At 62.2% G+C, this 25001-nt stretch carries 19 protein-coding genes; 11 read left to right on the top strand and 8 right to left on the bottom strand.

What is annotated here, in order from left to right; translation table 11 throughout:
• The first annotated feature begins 55 nt into the window (after positions 1–55).
• Entirely contained in the window at positions 56–1447 is a 1392-nt protein-coding gene (locus AC13F7_RS17635; protein ID WP_483002490.1) for an NAD-dependent succinate-semialdehyde dehydrogenase, read from the top strand.
• 845 nt (positions 1448–2292) lie between these two features.
• Positions 2293–2556 (top strand): DUF3653 domain-containing protein, encoded by a 264-nt coding sequence (locus AC13F7_RS17640; RefSeq protein ID WP_282261731.1) that lies wholly within the window; start codon positions 2293–2295, stop codon positions 2554–2556.
• Positions 2557–2942: 386 nt separating this feature from the next.
• Here the strand turns inward: AC13F7_RS17640 and AC13F7_RS17645 are convergent, their stop codons facing one another.
• From AC13F7_RS17645 to AC13F7_RS17675, 7 genes are all read right to left on the bottom strand, one after another.
• Positions 2943–4166: a zonular occludens toxin domain-containing protein gene (locus tag AC13F7_RS17645; protein ID WP_483002491.1), complete on the bottom strand. Its 1224-nt coding sequence runs from the start codon at positions 4164–4166 to the stop codon at positions 2943–2945.
• A complete protein-coding gene (locus AC13F7_RS17650; RefSeq protein WP_483002492.1) occupies positions 4163–4447 on the bottom strand; it encodes a DUF2523 family protein in 285 nt (94 codons plus the stop codon). Before AC13F7_RS17650 ends, AC13F7_RS17645 begins: the two co-directional genes overlap by 4 nt.
• Positions 4447–5397: a virulence factor TspB C-terminal domain-related protein gene (locus tag AC13F7_RS17655; RefSeq protein ID WP_483002493.1), complete on the bottom strand. Its 951-nt coding sequence runs from the start codon at positions 5395–5397 to the stop codon at positions 4447–4449. The genes AC13F7_RS17650 and AC13F7_RS17655 overlap by 1 nt, the downstream gene beginning before the upstream one ends.
• A gap of 136 nt (positions 5398–5533) precedes the next feature.
• Positions 5534–5671: a major capsid protein gene (locus AC13F7_RS17660; protein ID WP_483002494.1), complete on the bottom strand. Its 138-nt coding sequence runs from the start codon at positions 5669–5671 to the stop codon at positions 5534–5536.
• 215 nt (positions 5672–5886) lie between these two features.
• The gene (locus AC13F7_RS17665) at positions 5887–6198 is read right to left on the bottom strand and encodes a single-stranded DNA-binding protein (protein WP_483002495.1); all 312 of its coding nucleotides are present in this window, start codon (positions 6196–6198) and stop codon (positions 5887–5889) included.
• Entirely contained in the window at positions 6195–7070 is an 876-nt protein-coding gene (locus AC13F7_RS17670) for a rolling circle replication-associated protein (RefSeq protein ID WP_483002543.1), read from the bottom strand. The genes AC13F7_RS17665 and AC13F7_RS17670 overlap by 4 nt, the downstream gene beginning before the upstream one ends.
• 261 nt (positions 7071–7331) lie before the next feature.
• The gene (locus tag AC13F7_RS17675; RefSeq protein ID WP_483002496.1) at positions 7332–7565 is read right to left on the bottom strand and encodes a hypothetical protein; all 234 of its coding nucleotides are present in this window, start codon (positions 7563–7565) and stop codon (positions 7332–7334) included.
• A 143-nt stretch (positions 7566–7708) separates the two neighbouring features.
• On the opposite strand from AC13F7_RS17675, the gene AC13F7_RS17680 reads away from it, so the two are divergent.
• Positions 7709–8062 carry a DUF3693 domain-containing protein gene (locus AC13F7_RS17680; protein ID WP_483002497.1) on the top strand — a complete coding sequence of 118 codons (354 nt, stop codon included), beginning with the start codon at positions 7709–7711 and terminating at the stop codon, positions 8060–8062.
• 617 nt (positions 8063–8679) lie between these two features.
• Here AC13F7_RS17680 and AC13F7_RS17685 read toward each other — a convergent pair.
• On the bottom strand, positions 8680–10434 hold the full coding sequence (locus tag AC13F7_RS17685) for an ABC transporter ATP-binding protein (RefSeq protein ID WP_483002498.1): 1755 nt from the start codon (positions 10432–10434) through the stop codon (positions 8680–8682).
• Between the two features lie 67 nt (positions 10435–10501).
• Between AC13F7_RS17685 and AC13F7_RS17690 the strand changes: the two genes are divergently transcribed.
• The 8 genes from AC13F7_RS17690 to AC13F7_RS17725 all read left to right on the top strand — a co-directional run bounded on the left by AC13F7_RS17690 (position 10502) and on the right by AC13F7_RS17725 (position 24763).
• Positions 10502–11566, top strand: coding sequence for a TraB/GumN family protein (locus tag AC13F7_RS17690; protein WP_483002499.1), 1065 nt, complete (start codon positions 10502–10504; stop codon positions 11564–11566).
• Between the two features lie 612 nt (positions 11567–12178).
• Positions 12179–12358 (top strand): hypothetical protein, encoded by a 180-nt coding sequence (locus AC13F7_RS17695; protein WP_483002500.1) that lies wholly within the window; start codon positions 12179–12181, stop codon positions 12356–12358.
• Positions 12359–12453: 95 nt separating this feature from the next.
• Positions 12454–13122: a hypothetical protein gene (locus AC13F7_RS17700; protein ID WP_483002501.1), complete on the top strand. Its 669-nt coding sequence runs from the start codon at positions 12454–12456 to the stop codon at positions 13120–13122.
• 1 nt (position 13123) lies between these two features.
• Positions 13124–14122, top strand: coding sequence for an LpxL/LpxP family acyltransferase (locus AC13F7_RS17705; RefSeq protein WP_483002502.1), 999 nt, complete (start codon positions 13124–13126; stop codon positions 14120–14122).
• Between the two features lie 25 nt (positions 14123–14147).
• A complete protein-coding gene (locus AC13F7_RS17710) occupies positions 14148–14789 on the top strand; it encodes a DsbA family protein (RefSeq protein WP_483002503.1) in 642 nt (213 codons plus the stop codon).
• A 139-nt stretch (positions 14790–14928) separates the two neighbouring features.
• Positions 14929–15684 carry an SDR family oxidoreductase gene (locus tag AC13F7_RS17715; RefSeq protein ID WP_483002544.1) on the top strand — a complete coding sequence of 252 codons (756 nt, stop codon included), beginning with the start codon at positions 14929–14931 and terminating at the stop codon, positions 15682–15684.
• Between the two features lie 110 nt (positions 15685–15794).
• Positions 15795–24506 carry a GH36-type glycosyl hydrolase domain-containing protein gene (locus AC13F7_RS17720; RefSeq protein ID WP_483002504.1) on the top strand — a complete coding sequence of 2904 codons (8712 nt, stop codon included), beginning with the start codon at positions 15795–15797 and terminating at the stop codon, positions 24504–24506.
• The gene (locus AC13F7_RS17725; protein WP_483002505.1) at positions 24503–24763 is read left to right on the top strand and encodes a hypothetical protein; all 261 of its coding nucleotides are present in this window, start codon (positions 24503–24505) and stop codon (positions 24761–24763) included. The genes AC13F7_RS17720 and AC13F7_RS17725 overlap by 4 nt, the downstream gene beginning before the upstream one ends.
• The last annotated feature ends 238 nt before the right edge of the window (positions 24764–25001 follow it).

Below are 25001 nucleotides of genomic sequence, written 5' to 3' on the forward strand. Positions count from 1 at the left end.
ACTGCACGGCGGCGACCCTCTATACACCTCCTTTTGAAGTGAAGAGCCTCTCTCCATGTCCAACAAGCAGCTCACCACGACCAATCCGCTGACCGAACAAGTGCTTGCCACCTACTCCTACATGTCCGACGCCGAAGCCGCCGCCGTCGTGAAGGCAAGCCATGAAGCGTTTACGCAATGGCGTCTGCGCAGTCTGGATGAACGGGCAAACGTAATCGCGAACATCGCTAAAGCGCTTCGCGAGCGCAAGGAAGAATTCGCACAACTGATGACCGACGAGGTCGGCAAGCTCATTGAAGACAGCCGCACCGAAGTCGAGCTCTGTGCCGCTATCTGTGACTACACCGCCAAGCAGGGGCCGGTTGCTCTGGCCGACGAGGAGCGCGATGTGGACGGTGCTACCGGCATCGTGACCCATGCCCCGATCGGCGTGGTGTACGGCATTCAGCCGTGGAACTTCCCGGCTTACCAGGCGATCCGCTATTCCATTGCCAGCCTGATGGCAGGCAATGGTGTACTGCTCAAGCATGCCGAGAGCTGCACCGGCAGCGGGCTGCTGCTGCGTGATATCTACGAAAGTGCCGGGCTGCCCAAGGGGCTGTTCGGGGTGCTGTTGATCAGCCACGACCAATCCAATGACATCGTGGAAAACGATCTGGTGCGCGCAGTGACACTGACCGGCAGCGAGGCAGCAGGCCGCACGGTGGCAGCCAAGGCAGGCGCAGCCCTCAAGAAAACCGTGCTTGAGCTGGGCTCCAACGACGCCTATCTGGTGCTGGACGACGCCGACCTGGACCTCGCCGTGGCGACCTGCGTCAAGGGCCGCCTGTTCAACAACGGGCAGACCTGCGTCAACGCGAAGCGCTTCATCGTGACAAAGAAGAACTATGACGCCTTCGTCAGCGGCTATTCAAAGGCGTTCGAAGCGATCCGGATGGGCGATCCGAACGCCGACGACACCCAGCTCGGCCCCATGGTCTCCAAGGCGCAGCGCGACAAGCTGCACGAACAGGTGACCAAGAGCGTCTCGCAAGGGGCGCGTCTGCTGGTGGGCGGTGAAGTGCCGGACCGCACCGGCTGGTTCTACCCGGCTACGGTGCTGGCGGATGTGGCGCCGGGGCAGGTGGCCTACGAGGATGAGCTGTTTGGTCCTGCAGCGGCCATCATCCGCGCCGAGGACGATGAGGATGCGCTGCGCATCGCCAATGACAGCCGCTATGGCCTGGGCGGCGGCATCTTCAGCCGTGACGTGCAGCGTGCGCGGGAGCTGGCGAGCAAGTATTTCGATACGGGCATGGTCTTCATCAATACCTTCGACGTGGCATCTCCATCGCTTCCGTTCGGCGGGGTGAAGGCATCCGGCTATGGGCGTGAGCACGGCCCGGAAGGTCTGAAGGAGTTTGTGAACGTCAAGTCGATCAAGATTGCGGCGGCAACGTCGGCTTGATTTCAGCACAGGCGCCGCGCGAGCCGACACTCCGCGTGCGCCTGATATCCAAGCGGAGCAGGGCGCTCAGCAGCGGTACGCTCGAGGCGGTAAGCTTCCCCCAGCTACAAGGGGAAGCTCATGCTCAAAAGGATTTCAGCAAGATTGCTGCTTTTTTCAGTTGTCTGGTCTTCGCAGGCTCAATTGCACTCTGCAACCGGCCCCAGACCCAAGCCTGTACCTACGGCGCCCAAGGCTGCCTACAACTCGATGTCAAAGAGCACAACGCCCTTCAACTGCCAAGAACTGGAATGGCCGAATCACCCGCATCCGAGCATGAAGGCATATTGCGAACGAGTTGAGGCGCGCACTCTGTCAGCCGAGGCCCAACGCGCTGGGCGCCCGGGTTCTTCGGACAACGTTATCAAGCTGCCTCCCTTGGGGTCAGGCGCCTCTGAGCGTTCTGGAATGGCTTGCATCGGCGGTCAAGCGTTCCGAAAGCTGCCGAACGGATGGGAGCAAATCCATGCTCATGCAGGCGGCTGGCAGCGTTGCCAGGAGCAGTAGACGGTCTGGGCTAATTCTGACGCACTCGCGCAGGCCTACGACGCTGGAATCCATTCATATGGCCACCCGGAAAGGCGACGAGGACATGCTGCAATCTCGTCCTTGCTGGGTTCCCGGGAAGGGAGGCAAGACTTGATCCAGAGCCAGACCCACGAAAGACGGCCCATCAACCATTTCGCATAATGTATATTATGTAAGAACGCGGCCAGGCTGGTGGGCTACTACGGCAGCCTGCTGAAGCTGCTGCTGGCATCGCTCTTGCCTCTCCGTGGTTCCAAGGACAAAGCGAGCATTGATGCATGTGCCAGTACCTGACCGGCCCCTTCGCGGGCTGGAGCGTCAGAGGCAACTACCTAGTCAGCCCTGACGGCGACCGCATGACCCCCGAACGGATTGCCGGGCTGGCATGGCGTGATCAGATGGAACTTAGGGTGGCCGGGTTCGCCTCCCGGCGCAAGGCCGAGGCTGGTCAACGAAAAGCCGGTCAGCGCCAGATGGTCAAGGTCGTCGTTGTTGACCTGGGCGAGTTCCGTGATCGCCACTTCGGGCGGTCCGCAGGTTGAAGGCGTAACCGTAGGGGCACGCCCCTACACCCCGGCTAGAATGCGCGGACCATTGAAAAGGGGAACGGAATTGACTGACCACAGGACAGCGGACGCCATTCACACGATCTGGTGGCAGGTGGGCTTAGGGGTGTTCTTGGCCCTGTCTGCCCACAGCCTGATCGAAGCGGCTTACACGCGATACCAGATGCAGCAGGTATCACGACAACTCGATGCCGAACTGAAAAAGCTACCGGGTGTGGTGAATCGACCGGTGCCAGCTCAACAGGAACACCGGCCAGCACCATTACGACCGAATGAGAGGTGCATGCAGGGGCGAAGGTTTGAGCGTGTGGAGAACGGTTGGAAACAAATCAACGAACCCTGCTAGCACTTCATGGGTCACGCTAATTGCCGCTGTAGCGATTCTGTGCCGACTCAGGGAACGTCCCCATAGCCCGATTGGCTACCCCGATCACGGCACCGACAGGCCCACCCTGTGCGCGCGTCTCACCAGCGCCTGCATGCTCGGTTGAGGCCATCACGGTGGAGCTGGAGGAAGGCTCCCTAGGCGCACGATAGGGGTTGTACGAGGGGCCGTGACGCGCGAGGTGCTTGCACATGTCGAGCTTGACAGGAGCCTTAGTGCCTTGCTCAGTGAGGCACGTGCAGGTGGTATCAGCACCCTCCCCTGACGACATGCAGTACAGCTCTGGCGACGAGACAACCGAACGGTCATCGAACAGTGGCGCTGACCATGGTTGTGCGGGGATTCGGGGAAGTTGGCGCTTTGCGTACTCATCAGGTGACAAGGTGGTTTGCGCCGCCGGCTCGCCCGCGCCCAAGGGCGCCAGGGCAAGAGCCGCCGCCGGCGCGCTTTCAGCAGCACTCTCCTTAGGCTGTTCGGTTTTAGCGCTCGGCTTGACGAAGAAGTACCACCCGGCCCACAGAACAGCCACGAACATGATCACCATCGAGAGAGCCTGCCAGACCTTGGCCGGGACCTTGAACTTGTGGCTGGCCGTGTGCACCGTGGCGCTGCGGTAACGCGGGTATACGTCCTTCGGATAGGTCCAAATCTCCTCCTCCGCCTTTTCGCGTTGGCGCTCGTCATAGGGATCGGGCTGCACCCTGCCCCACGTCAGGACGCCAGCGCGCTGCAAGCCGAATGCGCGATTCATGTGCACGTGAGAGCCGACCAGCGTGCGCACCTGATGGTGGATCTTGCTGGGCCACTGCGTAACGAATACGAGGTCGAAGCCACGGTGCCGGTGCGTGGACATCGAGCGGATTCGCGGGTCGTCCGACTCACCGGGCTTTCCGGTCGAAGGGAACAACTTGCCGTAGCGTTCAAGGCCGGTGGTATTGCCGTCCGAATGGGCCTCGTCATACAGCACGAACGATCCATCGGGGAGCTTGGTCCAATCGTTGTGTTCGGGAATCCTCTCCACCCACGGGAACGCTTGCGGGTTCTCTTCACAGGTAGCGCCCGCGACGTTGGTGAAGAAGCGACGCGGCTCGGCCTTTCCTTCCTTGACCTGGACCATGTTGGCCTCATAGGTCTCACGCATGAAGGACAGTGCGCGCAAGGTCTTCCCGTTACCGGGCTGACCGGAAATCAGGTACATCATTTCTTGGCTCCTTTTGCTACAGCCACCTTGGCGGCATCGATGCCGACCCTAGTAACGATTGCAGATCCGATCATGGTCAGCCCCTCGCCGAAGCCAGAAAGGAGGATGACGCTTGCCATGTCGCCGGGGATGCCGCCGAACTTTGAGACGATCAGTTGCAGAGCGGACTTCACGATAGGCAGCAAAGCCGCGCCCGTGAGCAGACCAAGGCCAGCACCGCTCAACACGCGTGCCAGAGAGTTGCCCAGCAAGGAAACTAGGAAGGAGGCAAGCCAAGGCATTAGCGACGAACTCCCGCGATGATGTAGGCCGCTACAACGGCCGAGATAGCCAGAACGAGACCCCGGATTAGGATCGCGAAATCACACAGCGGCTTGAACGAAAATTCAATCGTCGTGGAGTACCCGCCGATACCAACCGATACCGACTTTGGAGCAGGACAAGAGCCACTGCCGAGGCCGCTGTTCCACTGCCCTTCACTGCTAGACGGAATCTGTCCATCCAGCCACGGGAATGGGATGTCGCCTTCGTACTCTGGAGAAGGCACGTTGGGCTGCTCGCCGCCGGGATCTCCGTTGCCGTCACCATCACCATCGCCGTCACCGTCACCATCGCCATCACCATTCCCTCCACCACCATCCCCACCGCCATCGCCTGGACCCGATCCGTCACCCCCGCCATCACCGTCACCGTCGCCGTCACCGGGGATTTCGCCGCTGCCGCCACCATCGCCACCACCGTCGCCCGGTTCAGGCGTCGTGGGAGCAGGAAGATCACTGCTCTTGCAAGTGCTGCCATTTGCCGTAAAGAGCCTTCCTGTTGGGGACCCGGCAAACACCGAGCCGTCATAGGCGCAGCCGTTATGGCAGACGCTGCCAACACCAGCATCGCCACTCCCTTTCCAGCCCATTTCTTCCGGGCGTGCAGAACACTTCATGACGGTCGGATACGAGCGACCGATTCGCGTGACGTTGATGCCGCTGCGACATGTATTAAGCCCGATGATGAAGCGCACAGTTGTGTTAGCACCCGAGACGGCGGTTCCGTCAGTGCACGCCTCATAGTGCTGTGTCGATGATCGTTGTGAGATGCGGTCGGCGGCGGATGCTGCTGCAGCGGCGAAGGCAGCGCCCTCATCAGCGCAGCCGAAATCAACATCAGGAGGATACTTTGGACTGCAGGACTGAGCAGCTGCGGCACCAGAAAAGGCTAGCGAAAGCAACAGCGTCATAACGCGAACTAGCTGCATCATCAGTCCCCGAACAGGATGTAGAGAGCCAGCGTGCCAACCACCAGAATGAACAGGCCAAGCATCACGATTTCCCCTTAAAGAAAGGGGCCGGATTGCCCGGCCCCGTGTTGCTTTATCAGCCGAAGATGGTCGCCTTCAGCCACTTCCAACCCACAGCGACGGCTGCGGGCGTGAGCTTTGCGGCACCGATGAGACTGATACCAGCGGTGATGCCAACAAGGGCGGTTACGGCGGGGCCGACATCGAATTCCATTGTGTTTCTCCAGTTTTTGAGGTCATGAACGAATGGCCCTGCCTAGTTGCTTCCAGCCCCACGACACTGCGAAACACACAGCGATAGCGGACCAGAGTTGCCCGACCTGGGCAGGTGTCAGATCGGGAAAATCGGTGCGCGGCACGAATGCGGCTTGCGTGCAGGTGCCGGTCTGCTGATCGAACTGCAAGCACTCGTAGACGTACCGCGCCATATCAGGCGGCCGAAGCGCTGCGACCAGCCGAAGCGGCGGCCGGAGCGGACGGAAGGGGAACCAGCACGACGCGGCGACCCATCTGCAAATCGCCGTATTGCCCCACTACGAAGCTGGAACCATCGACGGTGTACTCACCAGCCGGATACGGCGGCTGGCCGTCATCCAAGCGGATGCGGAACGGATGCGGGAAGTCCTCGCCATCCTTCATGATCGCGGCGTTCTGCTCATTGAAATTGAAGCTCGGGCCGTTGTTCTTGCCACGGATCGAACGCGGGATTGCCACGGCGGTGCGGATGATGATCTTGCTCATGCGGGTAGCTCCATTTTCCAAACGATGATCCGGCCCCTGTCTGTAATGACCTTCCACGGCGAGGGCCAGAATTCGCCGGTGATCTTGTCCACATAGCCGCCCAGGGCTTTGCGGATATCGGCAAGTGCGCCGAGTACTTCGCGTGCGGTTTTCGGGGCTTTCCACCACCGCAACTCACGCTTCGATTCTTCGTTGAGTCCGCCGATAGCGTGCGTGCGGAATCCCTTGGGAAACGCTGCGGCCATATCGGGAACAAACTTGCTCGCGTACTTCGCGAGGTAGCCCACTGCGTTGCGGGCTTTTTGGATTTGCGTATGGCCGTGCGGCCACCAACCCTGACGATCCAGCTTCGGAATGAAGATGCCGCGAGGGATCCAGATCAGGACGTGGTAATGGGGAACACCGGCCTGAGTGAGTTCGCCGCACCAGAGGTAACGGAAACGCGGACGGTAGCTCCGGAATCGTAGTCGTACAGCTCGATTGAAGAAGCCCCGGACGCGTTTAAGTGCCTCGCTAATGTCACGAGGGCCAGCGTCACTTCCATTTCGGTAAGTCGTGGTGAGCATGTACCACGCGCCACGGAATGATCCTGCTTTCGCCTCTTGGTCATGGAGCCTTGCACCCGTGATGATTGATTTCTTGAGACGCAGTGCCCTGATGTGATTCGGATCAAGCGTCATCGACACGCGGTGCGTGTCACTTGTTGAAGAATGGACAAGCCCAAGGCGTCGGCCTCCGGCCGCCGCCGAAAATCCATGCTGCTGCACCTTGGTCGTAGCCATTTCGGTACGACGCGCAGAGGCGTGCACAAGGCCCATGGAGGCATCAAAGGCGACGACCTCGGGGCTGCGCTGAGCAGGGGTGGTGTCGATGCGGATACGGGCGTTCTTGCCCGTACAGGCGGCACACAGACCGCCCGCGAAAAAGTAGACGGTCGGCTCACCACAGAAGTTGCAATGGCCGCTCATTTCTTGCGCCTTTGCAGCAGGAAGCCGACGAAGAAGATCGCTACGAGGCCGACGAAGAACGGCACCATCTCTGCGGGGGTCATGATCATTCGAACGGACCCCGGCCGCTGCGGATGTACCTGTAAAGCCAGATAAGTGCCGGGACGCACAGGACGAGGATGAAGATCATGACCAGCCCTCACCCATGTCCTGCTGATCGAGGAGCGCAGTCGAGAACTCAAGATCCGCATGGCGAATCTGGCTCGGTGTCGGCAGGAATTCCGCGCGTGCCTGGGCCTCGAATGCCGCGTCACGAATTGCCTTGGTGCCCTGCTCTTCTCGGCGGTCGATACCCCACGCAACGAGACGAGCAATTCCGATCACAACGCTGAGCACTGCAACGGCCGCTACGGCGAACATGTATCCGTGCATCCCCTACCCCACCCCCTAGCCCCTAGATTCCCGCCAGCGGCCTAGGGGGACCGACTGGCGGGTGTCCACCGCCGGTGGACATGGCGCAACGTACACTGGGGGTGGACAGGGTGTCAACACAGGGTGGACAAATGAATTTCGATCAGATTCTCGCCAGAGCCATTGAGGCCAGCGGGGCAGCCTCAGATAGCGACCTCTCGCGGAAGCTGGGCGTCTCGCGTCAGGCTGTGAGCAACTGGCGCGGAGGCAAGAAATTTCCCGACACTGTGACGTGCGCGACCATCGCCGGGATCACAGGGATTCCACTCGCCCAAGTGCTGGGGGTGGTGGGCGAAGCGCGGGCAATCAGCCGTGAAGAGAAGGCTGTGTGGCGCAAGCTGGCCGCAACGGCAATGCTGGTGGCCATAAGCGTGGGAATGAGCGCCACACCTACTGCCGCAAGGGCTTCCGGATTTGAGCAAGGCCCGGTTTGTATATTATGTTAAACTTCGTTCGGTACTACGCAGGCCTATGTGTCGGCTTTCCCAATTGCTGTCGATTTTACCCTTAACCCTGCCGGGAGTTTTTGTTTGCTCGGATGACAGCACCTAGGGGAACAGCATTGCCGCATAGGAGCGTTCGCGTAGGCGCCTTCTCCATGGACAAGCCTGATGCCCGATCCTCCGAATTTGGCTGTGCTGAGGACTTCGCTGTAAAGGCAAAGAGCCACGCTCGGTGGTTCCAAGCAAAGGTCGAGCGTGCCCTGGCCGGCAGTACGCAGTGATCGCCGCTGCCGCGAATTCGCCGAAGCGCTGCCTCGAATTCGGCGAGCGGACTCTGGAGCCTCGCAAGTTGCTCCTCGAACGCGGCGCTCCGAATGCAACTGGCGTTCCCATGGCCCGGCAAGGAAAGGAAAGGAAAAGGATATCCTGTACCACAACGTTGTCTTCCCCATACCCTGCCACGTTGCGCTCGCGTTTGGCATTCACAAGCAACTAATGCCAGATTGCGAAACGATCTTGACTGAACGCCCCGGGTCCAATGCAGCCACTCCCTGCCCTACCACCCAATAGATCTTCCTTATCCAACGTCCTGCTGAAGATGGCTCCCTGCTCCGGCCCACTCAAGCATTGTCGTCTACTATCTGTTGGTATTGCGAAAAGGCCAGCAAGGCCGTGTGATTTCCCTGTGCAACCACACGGCCATGCTCAAGTAGAACTAGATGGTCAGCTAACATCATTACCGAAGACCGGTGGGTCGCGAGGATTACGGTACAGGTAGCGGCGATGCTGCGAAGCGCGCATACGACTGAAATTTCGGATTGAGCATCGAGTGCTGAGGTAGGTTCATCCAGTAGAAGCAACGGCTTTCCAGAGACAAGAGCGCGTGCTATAGCAAGGCGATGGGCCTGCCCAACCGATAATGGCTGCCGGGAGGGGCCAAGAATGGTGTCATAACCGTCAGGCAAGGCGTCAATGAACGGAGCTGCGCCTGCTAGTGTCGCAGCGCGGATGATATCGGTGCGCGTAGCGGCTTGGTTGCCATAGCCAATGTTCTCGGCTGCAGTCATCCTGAAAATAGTAGGAAATTGCGGAACAACCGAAACGAGTGAACGGGTGCTTGAAGTTGGCTCATCCTGAAGCTTGTGTGTGCCTATGTGAATCAGGCCTGCTGCAGGAGGATAGAAGCGCTGAACAAGGGAGAGTATCGTGGACTTTCCAGAGCCTGAGGGACCTATAAGTGCAGTGATCTTTCCGGGCGGCGCTTGGAAGCTGACTCTGTCAAGGGTAAGTTGTTTCCCGGTCCCGTGGTGGCTGAAACTGACGTCCGAAAAAATTACTTCTGGAGGCGATGGCAGGCGTGTGACTTCACTTAAGGTCTCAGGCGGTGTGGGCAATTTCAGCACTGCGTCGATATGTTCAAGCGCGCTCCTAGCCCTCTGTAGCACGGCGTATGCGTGAGAGGCTTCAATGGCGGCCATCAGAAGCACGCCAACATAAAGCCCGAACTGCGCAAGCGCGCCCTGACTCATTTCGCCGGACGCCACTAGAAGTGCGCCGTGCCGTAGGGTCAGGGTAATGCCCAGCCCAAGTGCCAAGAGATTCACGCCTTGAAGGACAGCGTTCCTGGCAGCGAGGTTTCGCGCAGCTACGGTCACGCGATGCAGTGATCTGTGAAAAAAAGCTGCCTCATATGATTCTCGTCCGAAGGCCCTTACAACATGGGTGGCTGAAAGACGCTCGCCTGCCAGAGCGAAGGCCTCCGCTAGCAGCTGATGGAGTTGAAGTGCACCGCTTCTAATCGAACGCGCGCCAACCGCAGTCATAGCGCCGGCCGCGGGCGCAATCAAGAGCACATACAGAGCGAGCTGCGCATGGCTGATGATCAGCATCGCCGTAGCACCAAAACCGGTGACCACACATCGAATGGCAATTGAGCCAGCCCCGCCGACAGCGAAGCGCACCGTCCCCACATCTGTTGTCATGCGAGAAGTTAGCTCCCCCATCTTAATGTTGTCGTAGAAGTGGCCATCCATCCGTAACAGGTGCGCCAGCAAGGCGCTCTTTAAATCTGCGGCAGCGTATTCGCCAATCATGGTGACGGAATAGAACCGGCCCGCTGTACTCACGGCCAACACCGTCCCAATGATGGCCAAGACGATGAACGCTTGGTCACCGAGACGGACGGAGTCGACAGTTCTTGCGACAATCAACGGGAGCGCTAACATCGAACCGCATGAGATCAAGAGGCTCAATACCCAGCAAGCCAACAGCACGGGGTGGGCTTTGATGGAGCGCCGAAGACTGTGCCATGCTCCGCCGGTCCGCACTCGGGGGGCAGTTGACGGGGCAAGAATCACAGGTGCAGGATCGTCCATGAATCTCCATTGCTGCACCGCGGTGCAAAGTGGCACGACTTGTAGCCTGATGGCAGATTAAGCGATAGTGGAGTGGCAGGACAATCTTCAGTATTTTGGCAGTGGACTTCTGATGGCGATGAGCGTTCGATCAATCTTCGCGGTAATGGTCACTTCTGCGGTGGTGGCTTCGCCTGCTGCTGGAGCGGTAGAGTTCGCCGCTCCAGGGCTGACGCAGGATCTTCCTCCGGTGAGTGTCGGGGTGAAGTCCCCCCCACTTTGGCGTTTCAGCAAAGGGCAGAAGCAGCTAATCGTACTCGGCACGCAATTGCCGCTGCCCGAGTCCGGAGTTCTTGATACAGGGTTGATAAGCGAGTACATCGCCAAGTCTGACGTTGTTTTGACCGGGCCTGGGCTGCGGACCGGAGACGGTGTGAGCCTGCTCCGTGGGCTGACGCTCGCATCGAGCATCCGCAATGCACGAAGGAATGACGGCGGTCAATCGCTGAAGGAGGTTGTCCCCTCTGATATATATGACAAGTGGCAGCAACTTAAGGCCAAATACCTCGGAAGAGACGCCGGCGTCGAGAAGCAGCGCCCAATGTATGCAGCATACGAACTGTACAGTGCGGCGCTCAAGCAAAGCGGATTGACGGATAGCCCTATGCTCGGTCAGGTTATCGCTCAGGCCACCAAAAATGCTGGTTTGAAGAGGGTAGACGCTCGCTACAGCCTTCCTAACGAGAACCTTCGTAGAACCCTCAAGGAATTTGATATCCCGCGAGCTGCCGATGTGGGGTGCCTGGAAAAGACGTTGGAAGGGCTGGATGGCTACGTCGAGCATTCAACGGCTGCTGCAGAGGCGTGGGCTGTCGGCGACGTCCGTCGCTATCGGGACGCCGAACGGAGCTACCAGCCGATTGATGGTTGCTGGGCGCGCCTGACAAACGAAGCTATTGCCAGGAGCGGAGGCGTAGACAATCCTTATGCAATGGTGGATGCGGCTTGGCTGAGCGCGGTACACCAAGCGCTTTCGCAGCACGATGTGGTGTTCACCACGCTCCCGGCAAGGAGTCTGATCGAGAATTCTGGGCTTGCTGAGAAGCTGCAATCGGAGGGCTTTGCAGTATCGCAGCTATTTTCCGAGCGTTAGGTCTAAGCACGCAGGGCTAGGCATAAGCCTGTTAGAAGGCGCCGGTCGACAGAGTCAGATGACGCTGAGCTGATTAGGCGCAGTGGTGATCACGGCGATGATCCATCCCCTCCTCTTGACGTTCTTGCTCCTTACCAGGCGGCCGTAAAGCGACAATGGGCATACCGAAGTGGTGAAACGCCTTCGGCTACAATGGGTTGCGAGAGCCGTCAGTTCGGTTCCCGCGCTTTGTTCTGATCAAGCTCGCCAGACCGTACGGGTTCCGAGACGTACGCGGCGCCTGAAACTGAAACCAGATCAATTACCCCAAGGTCGGAGAAGGACTGGAGTGGCCTAACCCCTCGGTGAGGTCCGCCCGTAAGAATTGATGTCACCGGATCCGGCGATCAGGGAGAATGGCCTTGTGGGGCTTGGCTTCTCAATGGCCACTGCTGATAAGCCGAGACCAGATCGGCCGGAAAGCCCGCCTGTGTTGATCTTGGGCCTATAGGTTCGGAGGAATTCGTCGCAAATTGGTCAACGGGGCATTGCTATGTCTAGAGCATCTCTCTATATTTCAATGACCTGAACGGACGTTCAGGTATTGTGCTAATCAATAAGGAGATGAACTGCATGAATACCAACACCGCAATGCTTAATCAGTCGAGCGCCATTGAGGAGGTCTTGGAGGCCAGCGCTCAGATCGCGGAGAAGATTGTCTCGGCGTTTAACTTTGTCGGTCCGCGCGGCACTCGGAAGGATTTCTGCAGCGACTGCTGTGGTTCGAATGGTAACGACTGCGTTCCGCAGTAATTGCAGTAGCGGCGTTGCCTCACGATGATGGCAACGCCGCCCTATCCCAGAGCCGGCCGCTTTGCCCAGGGATGTTGATCCAACAAGGATGAAAAGTGGACCATCAAGAACATGTTCATTCCCGTGTTTTGTTTGGCGCAATCGAAGCCCATCTCGCAGATTCGCATGCCGCTCCTGCCGTCTATCTTGCCCCGTCCACTCGCGCGGCCATCAACGGCATAGGTGAAATGCTCGAACTGCATCCGGAACTGCCGCTGGTTGCGCCTGAAGTTACTGGATCTATCGCTCCAATCGAGCTGCTACAGAGCCTAAGAGAGACGCCGGGGCGCTACCCGTTTGTAATCATCTGCAGCGATCAGTTGCTCGGACCTGACGTAGCTACGATCTCTGTAGTGTCTGACGATGGTCCCGAGTTTCTCTCTGGACTGGAGCCTGTGCTTTTCTCCAAGTACGGCTACACACTCAGGATGGTAGAAGACGGAAAAATGGTTTCCATCTCGCCACCTGGCGCGATTGAAGTCGCGGTCTCATTCCTAAAGCGCTACTTCGTTCAGGCAGGCAGGCTTGGAGAGGCTTGGCTTGCCAGCGAACGACAGTCAGAGCGCACGCTTTTAGGTCGAGTACGCGAGGCAAGGTTAAGAGCCAAGTATTTCCAATCGGCCATCTACCATCTGTATGGAGATCGGCCCATCGATGACGCTGGTCGTGCAACCCTCACGCAGATCAGTGATGTCACGAATCGATTGATAGAGGTAGGCCGCTGAGATGTTTCTACCGTCCTATTTCGTTGCCGCTATGGCCCCCATCATTTTTGTGAATCGCCGATATCGCTGGCTTGAGCGCTATCTAGAAACACCGTTGACAGAGCGCGACTATCGCGCCCTTCGTATAGCCTGCGAGCGGTCCAATGGCCGCTTTGGCAAGTTCTACCACTGGTACTTCCAGAAAAAGGTTATCAGCTCAATCTGGAAAAGTGTCACCAAGGAGAGCGTGCTCAAGATGACCTCATCACTTGACAGAACCAACTACGATTCGTTGGATACGGCCTTGTTGAATGATCGCGGCATCATACTTGCGTTGCCGCATCATGGCCTTTACATCAATTCCATTGTGTCACTCATCGAGCGCGTGAGGTCTTCGCGCGACATCTATATCTTCTATGGAGACCCGGCAACACATCCAGGCAATGAAGTGTTCGATGGTCTTTGCAAGCGGGTGTGGCTGAACGACCCGCAATCGCACGTGCACATTCTTTACGACAACAGGGCTGGGATGGGAAAGGCGCTGCGGGCACTTCAGAGCGGCGCGGTGGTGATCATCATGCCCGACGTTTTCAAGAACGAATTGGATACATTTCAGATCCCGTTCTGCGGCCGGGCAATCAACATCATGCTTGGTACTGCAGTGTTGGCGAGGAAAACGAATGCAAGGATTTTGCCGGTCGTGTGCACGCCGGTTGGGATCGGCATGGCTTTCGCCACCAAGATGGGCCCCTGTATTGAGCCTTGCCTCCCTTTCTATAATGAAGGGGATGTGGACGCTGATCTCCTGAATTACAGAACGATGCTCCAAGTTTTCAGGTACTACGAGTCAGTCATGGGTGAGAGCATCGTCTACTGGCAGTTCGCCCGGCAGGTCTACGCCCATGATGTTGAGTTTCCGCTGTTGGATGTTGGCGAGCTTAGCGCAGCCGCTGACGCGCTCGTGGCGGATGCGCGCTTGCATGTTCCCGTTGCTTTTGAGGTTCCATCCGCACGGGGGTGATCTTTGACAATTTCCGAGAAGCAACATGAAGCATGAAGGTGGAGTAAGTATGGTGATACGCACCGGGTTCATCGCTGCGCTGACGCTTGCACTCAGTTCATGCGGCAGCGGTGTTGGAACTGTAGGTGGAAAGGGAGTAGCGGGCGACTACGCTGCCGTCGTCGACCTCAGGCCAAAACAGCTTGACGTAGTCACAGTAGAAGTATACGAAGACTTCATGTGCCCTGCTTGCCAGCACTTTAGCCTAGAGACATTGCCGGCTTTGAAGCGACGCTATGGCAATGCCTTGAACGTTACGGTTCACTACATCGTCTCTCCATCCATGCAGCCTGATGCACTGGCTCTCTATTCAATCGCCAACACACGGGGAGAGGGAGCGACGGTCGCGCAGGCGCTCTTGGAGGCAGGGCTGGAACATCGAGTCTCCGCAGAAAATGAGGAGCGCGTACGCCAAGTTGCACGTCGCTTCGGTTTGGGAACTGAGTTGCAGTCAGCGCTTGGTGATAAAGAAACAATGAAGGAGATCCGAGGCGACTGGTTGACTGTGGCCCATAAGGTGGCGCACCTTCCTTTCGTTGAGATACAAGGGGAAATTGCAACCAACGGCAACAGGAGCAACTTGGAGGCAATCTTCGATAGTTTGTTGCGCGGGCCGCCACCTGACTGAGGCTGAGCTTAAACTCCGACTAAGGATGGTCGTTTGGGAGCGTCGGCGCCGTTGTTCCCGCCCGACGTCTACATTAGTTCAAAGGTGCGGCTGCTTGCCAACAGGCCATCCGCATCGAGCTTCCCTACCGTCGACAAGTATCGCTAATAGGTGGTCCTTCTCTGCCCGCGGCCTGGGCGTGGCAGTCGCCGATCTCTTGTCCACGCTGGGTGCCCGGGTAGTGGCCACAGCACTGTCGGCGCCGAAGCACCCGGTCGATGGCGTGCTCTACGTGGCGGCCGATCTCGCTACCGCCGAAGGCGTACAACTCGCATCGGAGGCAGCCCTGCATCATCTCGGCGCCCTCGACATCCTGATCAACGTGGTGGGCGGGTCGTCGGCACCGGCAGGAGGCTTCGCTCGTCTGGACGATGCGGAGTGGGCGAAGGCACTCGAACTGAATTTGATGTCGGCGGTCCGGATGGACCGCACCTGCTTGCCCGCCATGATCGACCAAGGCTCGGGGGTGATCCTGCATGTGACGTCGATCCAGCGCGTACTCCCGCTGCACGACGCCACGACTGCCTATGCCGCTGCGAAGGCGGCGTTGTCTACCTACAGCAAGGCTCTCTCCAAGGAAGTCACACCCAAGGGAGTGCGCGTGGTCCGCGTGTCACCGGGCTGGATAGAGACAGATGCTGCGATCGCCTTCGTGGAGCGGATTGCAGCCAATGCAGGCACCGACTATGAGGGTGCCAAGCAGCAGGTCATGCAGGGGCTGGGCGGCATTCCGCTGGGGCGCCCGGCCACGCCGGCTGAGGTAGCCGATCTGATTGCATTCCTCGTCTCGCCTCGGGCGGCATCCATCTCCGGTGCCGAGTACACGATCGACGGCGGCACTGTACCGACGGCCTGAGGTTGCGCCGCGACCACCGGAGCCCCCTTCTCTCTCTCCCCGCCTTCACAGCTACCACGCCACCCCGAATGCAACTATGCAAGGACGCGACCTGCCCCCCTCGGTAACCTATGCCCCACTTTCGCCGTCTTTTTGGTCGTTGGCTCCGTCTGCGTCGTCTTGTCCGTTGGCGCTGGCGTGAGCGCCAGGCCTCGGTCCCGGCCATCGAAGCCACCGAGGTCCCACTGCGTGCGGCGCTGTACAGCGTTGAACAGATGGAGGCATACGGCCGCGTACTGGCGCGCCAGCATCGGGTGCGGATGCGACCGGGCGCAGAGCGCCTGCTCGATCGCCTGCAGGCCAATGAGCGTGTGCTGGAAGACGCCAACACCCTGCTCAGCAACGTGGTACGCGAGCAGCGGCCGGTCACCCCGGCCGGGGAATGGCTGCTCGACAACTACTACCTGATCGAAGAACAAATCCAGACCGCGCGACGCCACCTGCCGCGCGGCTACAGCCGGCAGCTGCCGTCGCTGGTCGCCGGTCCGTCGGCCGGGTTGCCGCGCGTGTATGAGCTGTCGATGCAGGCCATCGCGCACGGCGATGGCCGCATTGACGCCGATACCCTGGGCCGCTTCATCGCCTCGTACCAGTCGCTCGCGCCGCTGAGCCTGGGCGAGCTGTGGGCCGTTCCGATCATGCTGCGCCTGGCCCTGCTGGAGAACCTGCGGCGGATGGCGGCACGGGTGATGCGCGACGGGACGGACCGTGGCCTGGCTGCCCAATGGGCGGACAACCTCAACCGCGCGGCCTCCGACACCCCGACCGATGTCGTGCTCGTGGTGGCCGACATGGCACGCTCCGAGCCGCCCTTGACCGGCGCCTTCATCGCCGAGCTGACCCGCTCGTTGCAGGGGCGCGGCGGCGCGTGGGCCATGCCCATCGCCTGGCTGGAACAGTGGGCCGCCGCGGCCGGGCAGCGCATCGACGAACTGGTCGCCGCCGAAGGGCAGCAGCAGGCGGCCGACCAAGTCTCCATCGGCAACAGCATCGGCAGCCTGCGCTTCCTCTCCACCATGGATTGGCGCACCTTTGTCGAAGACATGAGTGTGGTCGAGCAGCGGCTGCGGGAAGACCCGATGGCCGTATATGCGCAGATGGATTTCGGCACCCGCGACGCCTACCGGCACGTGGTGGAGAAGATCGCCCGTGGCAGCCGCGTCGCCGAAGAGCGCGTGGCTACCATCGCGCTGGACCTGGCGCGGGCGGCCACACCAGTCGATGGGCCGCGCATGCACGTGGGCTACTGGCTCGTCGGCGAAGGCGTGAGCGCCACCGTTGACGCCGTGGCCGAGGCAGCGCCGCGCCACCGCAAGGCACGGCGGCTGGCGCATCGCGTGCCCCTTGCCCTGTACCTGCTGCCCATCGCCCTGCTGGCGGTGGTGGCCACCGCTGGCCTGCTGGCCTCGGGCAGTGGCTCGGTGCCCGTCTGGCTGGCCGCGCTGTTCGGGCTGCTGGTGTTCAGCGAGCTGGGCATCGTCCTGGTGAACTGGACGGCAACGGTACTGGTCACCCCCAGGCCGCTTCCCAAACTCGATTTCAGCGAAGGTATCCCGCCCGCCTGCTCCACCGTGGTCGCGGTCCCCTCGATGTTGTCCAGCATCGACGGCATCGATGTCCTGACCGAAGCACTGGAGGTCCGCTTCCTGGCCAACCGCGACCCTCAGCTGCGCTTTGTGCTGCTGACGGACTTTCTCGATGCCGCGGCCGCCGAGACGCCGACGGACGACACCCTGCTCGCGCACGCCGTGGAGCGCATCGAGGAATTGAACCGTCGCTATGCGGCTGAGCGCGGCGACCGCTTCTACCTGCTGCACCGTCCCAGGCAATGGAACCCGGGCGAAGGGGTGTGGATGGGACACGAGCGCAAGCGCGGCAAGCTGGCAGCGCTCAATGCCCTGCTCCGCCAGGGCGATGCGGCCGCGTTCATGCGCATCGTAGGGGATGCGGCGGCCCTGATCGGCGTTCGCTACGTCATCACCCTGGATTCGGACACGCAGCTTCCGCGGGATGCCGCACGCGCCTTCGTCGCCACCCTGGCGCACCCGCTCAACCGCCCGCGCTTCGATCCGGCGCTGCAACGTGTGGTGGAGGGCTACGGCATTCTGCAGCCCAGCGTCGGCACCAGTCTGGGCACGCGCCGCACCTCGCGGTTTGCCCGGATGTTCGGCAGCGAGCCCGGCATCGATCCGTACTCGCGCATGGTCTCGGATGTCTACCAGGACCTGTTCGACGAGGGCTCGTTCGTCGGCAAGGGCATTTATGACGTCGAAGCGTTCGAGCATGCGCTGGAGGGCCGCCTGCCCGAGAACCGCATCCTCAGCCACGACCTGCTGGAAGGCTGCTATGCACGCGCCGGCCTGGTCAGCGATGTGCGCCTGTACGAGGACTATCCGGAGCGCTACGCCGCCGATGCCAAGCGCCGTGCGCGCTGGATCCGCGGCGACTGGCAGCTGTTGCCCTGGTTGATGCCATGGACCCCGCGCCCGGGATCGGGATGGGAACGCAACCGGCTCAGCCTGCTGTCGCGCGGCAAGTTGCTGGACAACCTGCGCCGGAGCCTGGTGCCGATCGCTGCCTTGGCCTTGCTTGTGGCGGGTTGGCTGTATGCCGAAAGCCCGGCTGCGTGGACCGCCTGGGTGCTGGCACTGTGGTTCGCGCCGCCGCTGATCGGCATGCTGCGCGATGCGCTGAGCGTTCCGGACGACACCCCGCTGGAAGCGCACTACATCATGGTTGGGCGCGGCACGCTGCAGTCGTTGCTGCGCGCGGCCACCCAGGTCGCGTGTTTGCCTTACGAAGCGTTGCTCGCAGGTGGCGCCGTGCTGCGCACGCTCTGGCGCATGACCGTCACCCGCCGCCACCTGCTGCAGTGGAACCCCTCCAGCGAAGTCGAGCGCCGCCTGGGCAGCGACCGCGGCGCGGAATGGCGGGTGATGGCGCCGGCATCGTTGCTGGCGGTGGCGCTGGCGGCGGTCGTGGCGAGTGTGGCTCCGCAGGCGCTGCCTGTCGCCCTGCCCCTGCTGCTGGCGTGGGTCTTCGCACCCGCCTTGATGGCGTGGCTGGGCCGGCCGCCGGCCGCCAGCGTGGCCGAACTGTCCGTGACCCAGCGGGCGTTCCTGGGCCGGCTGGCTCGGCGCACCTGGTCGTTCTTCCAGGCGTGGGTGCGCGAGCAGGATCACTGGCTGCCGCCGGATAACATCCAGGAGCATCCAACGCTGGTGGTGGCGCGGCGCACCTCGCCGACCAACATCGGCCTCTCCCTGCTGGCCAATCTGTCGGCATGGGATTTCGGCTGGCTCCAGCTGGGCGCGGTCGCGGAACGTACCGCCCTCACCTTCGATACGCTGGACCAGCTGCCGCGCCATCGCGGCCACTTCTTGAACTGGTACGACACCGAGACCCTGGCGCCGCTGCAGCCGCGTTACGTCTCCACCGTGGACAGCGGCAACCTGGCCGGCCACTTGCTGACGCTGCGTCAAGGCCTGCTCGCGCTCGTGGACGCGCCGGTGCTGGCACCGCACACGTTCGATGGCCTGGCCGATACGCTCGGCGTACTGGAAGAAGAACGGCAGCGCCATCGCCCCGCTGACGCGCCCTTGGGCGAGGCGCTCAAGCACCTTCGCCAGCGGATCGCCTCGACGCGTACCGACCCGCCGCGGGGGACGGCACAGCTGCTCGACCGGCTGCAGGAGCTGACCGGTCTGGCCGATGCCGTGCTGGCGCAGTGGCCGGCACCACCGGCGCCCGAGGAAGGGGAGCTGCACTGGCCGGCCCTGTTTGCGGCCGAATGCCATGCCGCCCACGCAACACTCGCCGACCTCCCTGCCGATGTCGGCGTAGACGTCGAGGCTCCGGTACCCAGCCTGCGCCAGCTGGCCGCCCTGCCCGGCTCCGCCGGTGCGGACGCACAGGCGCGCATCGAGCAGGTGCAGGCGCTGGCGCACCGCGCCGGACAGTTCTCACTGATGGAGTACGGGTTCCTGTTCTACCGTACCCGTAACCTGCTCTCGATCGGCTACAACGTCGACGACCATCGCCTGGACAACAGCTTCTACGACCTGCTGGCCTCCGAAGCGCGACTGTGCGCCTTCGTCGCCATCGCCCAGGGCCAGTTGTCGCAGGAAAGCTGGTTTGCGCTCGGGCGGATGCTCACCGAGGTCAACGGCACACCGACGCTGTTGTCGTGGAGTGGCTCGATGTTCGAGTACCTCATGCCGCAGCTGGTGATGCCCAGCTATCCCGACACGCTGCTCGACCAGACCGCGCGGCACGCGGTCGAGGCACAGATCGTCTACGGCCGCACCTTGAACCTGCCGTGGGGCGTGTCCGAGTCCGGCTATAACGCTGTGGATGCCCGCCTGAACTACCAGTACCGCGCGTTCGGTGTGCCCGGGTTGGGGCTCAAGCGCGGCCTCGGCCAGGATCGGGTGATTGCGCCCTATGCCAGCATGATGGCTTTGATGGTGGCACCGGAGGCGGCGTGCCAGAACCTCCAGGCACTCGAGGGATCAGGGTTCTCCGGCCGCTTCGGTATGTACGAGGCGATCGACTACACCCCCGCCCGGCTACCACCGGGGCAGGATCACGTTCTGTTGCGTTCGTTCATGGCCCACCACCAGGGCATGGGCCTGCTGTCGCTGGACTACCTGTTGCGTGACCAGCCGATGCAGCGCCGTTTCGTTGCCGATACCGAGTTCCAGGCCACCTTGCTGCTGCTGCAGGAACGCATCCCGCGCATCGGCGTATTCCATCCGCATGAGGTCGAAGCCCTGGGCGAGCATTCGGCCATGGCCGAGCACGAGACCTCCCTGCGCGTCCTGCGCGACCCGGCGGGCCCGCGCCCTGAGGTGCAGCTGCTCTCCAACGGCCGCTACCACGGCATGCTCACCCATGCCGGCGGCGGCTACAGCCGCCACGGCGATCTGTCACTCACCCGCTGGCGCGAAGACGGCACCACCGATGCCTGGGGCACGTTCTGCTACCTGCGCGACGTGGACAGCGGCGAGTTCTGGTCTGCCGCCTACCAGCCCACCTGCGTGGCGCTGGACCACTACGAGGCGATCTTCTCCGACGCCAAGGCCGAGTTCCGCGGTGCCCGCCGCGGCTGCGAGAGCCATCTGCAGGTCGCCATTTCCGCCGAGGATGACATCGAGCTCAGGCGCCTGCGCCTGACCAACCGCGGCCGCCGCCAGCGCACGGTGGAGATCACCACCTATGCCGAAGTGGTGCTGGCGCCCGCCGCGTCCGACGATGCGCACCCGGCCTTCAGCAACCTCTTCGTGCAGAGCGAGATCCTGGCCGCCAAGCAGGCCGTGCTCTGCACGCGCCGGCCCCGTTCGCACGACGAAGTGCCACCGTGGATGTTCCATCTGGTCGCCGTGCATGACGCGGAGGTGGTGTCGATCTCCTACGAGACCGACCGTTCGCGCTTCCTGGGGCGTGGCAACACGCCGCGCACGCCGCAGGCGTTGACCACCGATACCGACCTCTCCGGTACGGACGGCTCGGTGCTCGACCCGATCGTGGCCATCCGCGTCCGCGTGGTGCTGGAGCCCGAGCAGACCGTGCAGCTGGACATGGTGTATGGCATTGGCGCGGACCGCACCGGTTGCGAGGCGATGGTCGACAAATACCGTGACCGTCGCCTGGCCGACCGTGTCTTCGACCTTTCCTGGACACACAGCCAGGTGGTGCGCCGGCAGATCAACGCCAGCCAGGCCGAGGCGTCGCTGTACGAGCGCCTGGCCAGCCACGTGCTGTATGCCAATCCCCTGCTGCGCGCGGGCGACGCCGTCCTCCAGCAGAACCAGCGCGGGCAATCCGGTCTGTGGGGCCATGCCATCTCGGGCGACCTGCCCATCGTCCTGCTCAAAGTCACCGACGCAGAGAACATAGAACTGGTCAGGCAGCTGGTGCAGGCGCATGCGTATTGGCGCCAGAAGGGACTCAACACCGACCTGGTGATCTGGAACGACAGCAAGGCTGGCTATCGGCAGGAACTGCAGGACCAGATCCTGGGGATGGTAGCCGCCAGTTCGGAGACGGGCCTGCTGGATCGCCCCGGCGGCATTTTTGTGCGGCCGGTGCAGAACATGAGCCACGAGGACCGCGTTCTGCTGCAGGCGGTAGCACGGGTGGTACTCAGCGACGAGGACGGCACGCTGGCCGCGCAGGTGGGGCGCCAGCCGCTGCCAGTGCGACGGATTCCGGCGCTGGTGCCGCAGGCGGAGCAGCAGGAGCTGGCACTGGCGATGGAAGAGACGCCCGGGCTGCCCGTGGTCGCAGACCCGGGACCCGAACCTGGACTGCCCCCGGGTGTCGAGCACGACGAGGAGGTGGACGACCCGTGGCCGTTCCTTCCGTACCGTGGCGCGGGCAGTTTTGACAACGGTACCGGCAGTTTCAGCGAGGACGGCCGCGAGTACGTCGTGGTGCTGCGCGAAGGCGCCCCGACGCCGGCGCCGTGGGCCAATGTGATCGCCAACGCCCGCCTGGGCACGGTCGTCAGCGAGAGTGCACCGGGCTACACGTGGTTCGAAAACGCGCACGAATTCCGCCTGACGCCGTGGCTCAACGATCCGGTGTCCGACACCGGCGGCGAGGCCTTCTACGTGCGCGACGAGGACACCGGCCGCGTCTGGTCGCCGATGCCGCTGCCATGCCGGGGCACCGGGGCGTACCGTACCCGCCATGGCTTCGGCTACACGGTCTACGAGCACGTCGAAGACGGGATCGTCAGCGAGTTGTGGGTCTTCGTCGATGTCACGGCCGCGCTGAAGTTCTCGGTCCTGCGGTTGCACAACCTGTCGGGTAGGCCACGGCGGCTGTCGGCCATCGGCTACGTCGAATGGGTCATGGGTGACCTGCGCCCGAAATCGCGCATGCACGTGGTCACCGAACGCGATCAGCACACCGGGGCGCTGCTGGCGCGCAACAGCTACAGCACCGAGTTCGGCGGGCGGATGGCCTTCTTCGACACCGATGCCGAGGGCTGTGGCTGGACCTGTGACCGCCTGGAGTTCATCGGCCGCAATGGCGGCCTGCACGCACCGGCGGCGTTGCGTCGCGAGCGTCTGGATGCACGGGCCGGTGCGGGCATGGATCCCTGCGCGGCAATCCAGGTGCCGCTGGAGCTGGCGCCGGGCGACCGCAGTGAAACCACGTTCCGCCTGGGCGCGGGGCGCGACCGCGAGGAAACGCTGGCATTGGCACGAAGCCGCCAGGGCAATCAGGAAGCCATCGATGCGCTGGACGCCGTGCGCATCCACTGGCGCAATGTGCTGGCCACGGTGCAGGTACGCACGCCGGACCCGGCATTCGACGCATTGGCCAATGGCTGGCTGGTGTACCAGACGCTGGGCTGCCGCTACCTGGCACGCAGTGGCTACTATCAGTCCGGCGGCGCGTTCGGCTTCCGCGACCAGTTGCAGGATGCCCTCGCCCTGATACACACGCGCCCGGACCTGACCCGCGAGCACCTGCTGCTCTGCGCGGCACATCAGTTCACCGAGGGCGATGTGATGCACTGGTGGCACCCGCCGCAAGGTCGGGGCGTGCGCACCCGCTGCTCGGACGACTATCTGTGGCTGCCCCAGGGTGCCTGCCGCTACCTGGAGGTCACCGGCGACGCCAGCGTGTTGGACGACGTGGTTGGCTTCATCGAGGGTCGCGCGGTGACACCGGAGGAGGAAGGCTATTACGATATGCCGACCCTTTCGGCACAGCGCGGCACTCTCTATGAGCACTGCGTCGTCGCGCTGGAGCGCGGGTGCCGGCTGCTCGGTGAGCGTGGGCTTCCGCTGATGGGCAGCGGCGATTGGAACGACGGCATGAACCGCGTCGGCGACCAGCAGCGCGGTGAAAGCGTGTGGCTCGGCTTCTTCCTGCATGACACGCTTCGTCGCTTCATCGGGCTGGCCAACGCGCGTGGCGATGCCGCCCGCGCGCAGTGGTGCCAGGAGCAGGCCGACCGCCTGCGGCAGAACCTGGAACAGCATGCATGGGACGGTGCATGGTATCGCCGCGCCTGGTTCGACAACGGCGCCATGTTGGGCTCGTCACAAAATCAGGAGTGCCGCATCGATTCGATCTCCCAGAGCTGGTCGGTGCTGTCCGGCGTTGCCGCGCCGGAGCGTGCATCGCAGGCACTGGACTCGCTGTATACGCATCTGGTGCGAAAGGACGCCAAGTTGATCCAGCTCCTCGATCCTCCCTTCGACCAGACCACGGAGGATCCCGGCTACATTCGTGGGTATGTACCCGGTGTTCGCGAGAATGGCGGCCAGTACACCCATGCGGCCGTGTGGGCGGCGATGGCATTTGCACAGCAGGGTGATGCGGCGCGTGCCTGGGAGTTGGCAGACATGATCAATCCCCTCAACCACGCGCTGGACCCGGAGGCGGTCCAGACCTATCGCGTCGAGCCCTACGTGTTGGCTGCCGATGTCTACGCCGTGTCGCCGCACGTGGGTCGCGGCGGCTGGACGTGGTACACGGGTTCGGCCGGCTGGATGTATCGCCTGCTGGTCGAATCGCTGCTCGGCATCCGCCGTGAAGGCGACCGCCTGTCGCTTGAACCGTGCCTGCCCGATCACTGGCCGTCGTTCGAACTTAACTACCGCTTCGGCCGCAGCCGGTATGAGTTCGTGGTGACCCGCACGGCGCAGGGGCAGCCGACACTGCATGTGGATGACGTCCTGCAGCCGGACCTCAGCGTCCAGCTCCGCGACGACGGTCATTACTACCGTGTCACGCTGGACCTGCCTGCGGTTCCGGGATGAGCATGCGCCCCGGGATCCACGTGCAGTTGGAGTCGCTGGCCGACAAGCTGGATCACTGGGTGGCGCGCGTGCGCCATCCAGCGCAGTTCTGGCCGCAGTTTGAAACCCTGGCGGCCGAGATTCTGGATCAATGTGCGCCCGCGGAGAGGGACCAGGTACGCGCACGCCTCCAGGACATGCTCGGACGGCATGGGCTGGAGCGTCTGCCGGGGCACGAACGTGGGGCCGGTCTGCCGCTGGGGAAGCCAGGACCGTGATCGCCAGCACTGGCGTTGGCGCCCAGAAGCAACGACATTGCAGGCACCGGGGCCAGCTTCCCTTGGAGAGGTGACGGTGGTCGAAGGGTGTCTGCTACTGCCCGAGGGCGCGTTCGCCCTGAAGGGCCGATTCGAGCAGATTGACATACGTCTCGACCCGGACGCGCAGCCCAATCAGAAGCCAACCGGCTGCATATAGAAGGACCGTCGCCGGCCAGATCATAGCGCGGGATGCTCC

Source organism: Stenotrophomonas sp. K-6 (assembly GCF_056861555.1).

Bases quoted from the DNA above. Each gene is read 5' to 3' on its own strand.
- AC13F7_RS17720 (WP_483002504.1), top strand. From the start codon at position 15,795: ATGCCCCACTTTCGCCGTCTTTTTGGTCGTTGGCTCCGTCTGCGTCGT.
- AC13F7_RS17725 (WP_483002505.1), top strand. From the start codon at position 24,503: ATGAGCATGCGCCCCGGGATCCACGTGCAGTTGGAGTCGCTGGCCGAC.
- AC13F7_RS17655 (WP_483002493.1), bottom strand. From the start codon at position 5,397: ATGACGCTGTTGCTTTCGCTAGCCTTTTCTGGTGCCGCAGCTGCTCAG.
- AC13F7_RS17695 (WP_483002500.1), top strand. From the start codon at position 12,179: ATGAATACCAACACCGCAATGCTTAATCAGTCGAGCGCCATTGAGGAG.
- AC13F7_RS17660 (WP_483002494.1), bottom strand. From the start codon at position 5,671: ATGGAATTCGATGTCGGCCCCGCCGTAACCGCCCTTGTTGGCATCACC.
- AC13F7_RS17685 (WP_483002498.1), bottom strand. From the start codon at position 10,434: ATGGACGATCCTGCACCTGTGATTCTTGCCCCGTCAACTGCCCCCCGA.
- AC13F7_RS17635 (WP_483002490.1), top strand. From the start codon at position 56: ATGTCCAACAAGCAGCTCACCACGACCAATCCGCTGACCGAACAAGTG.
- AC13F7_RS17645 (WP_483002491.1), bottom strand. From the start codon at position 4,166: ATGATGTACCTGATTTCCGGTCAGCCCGGTAACGGGAAGACCTTGCGC.
- AC13F7_RS17675 (WP_483002496.1), bottom strand. From the start codon at position 7,565: ATGTTCGCCGTAGCGGCCGTTGCAGTGCTCAGCGTTGTGATCGGAATT.
- AC13F7_RS17665 (WP_483002495.1), bottom strand. From the start codon at position 6,198: ATGAGCAAGATCATCATCCGCACCGCCGTGGCAATCCCGCGTTCGATC.
- AC13F7_RS17640 (WP_282261731.1), top strand. From the start codon at position 2,293: ATGTGCCAGTACCTGACCGGCCCCTTCGCGGGCTGGAGCGTCAGAGGC.
- AC13F7_RS17705 (WP_483002502.1), top strand. From the start codon at position 13,124: ATGTTTCTACCGTCCTATTTCGTTGCCGCTATGGCCCCCATCATTTTT.
- AC13F7_RS17650 (WP_483002492.1), bottom strand. From the start codon at position 4,447: ATGCCTTGGCTTGCCTCCTTCCTAGTTTCCTTGCTGGGCAACTCTCTG.
- AC13F7_RS17680 (WP_483002497.1), top strand. From the start codon at position 7,709: ATGAATTTCGATCAGATTCTCGCCAGAGCCATTGAGGCCAGCGGGGCA.
- AC13F7_RS17710 (WP_483002503.1), top strand. From the start codon at position 14,148: ATGAAGCATGAAGGTGGAGTAAGTATGGTGATACGCACCGGGTTCATC.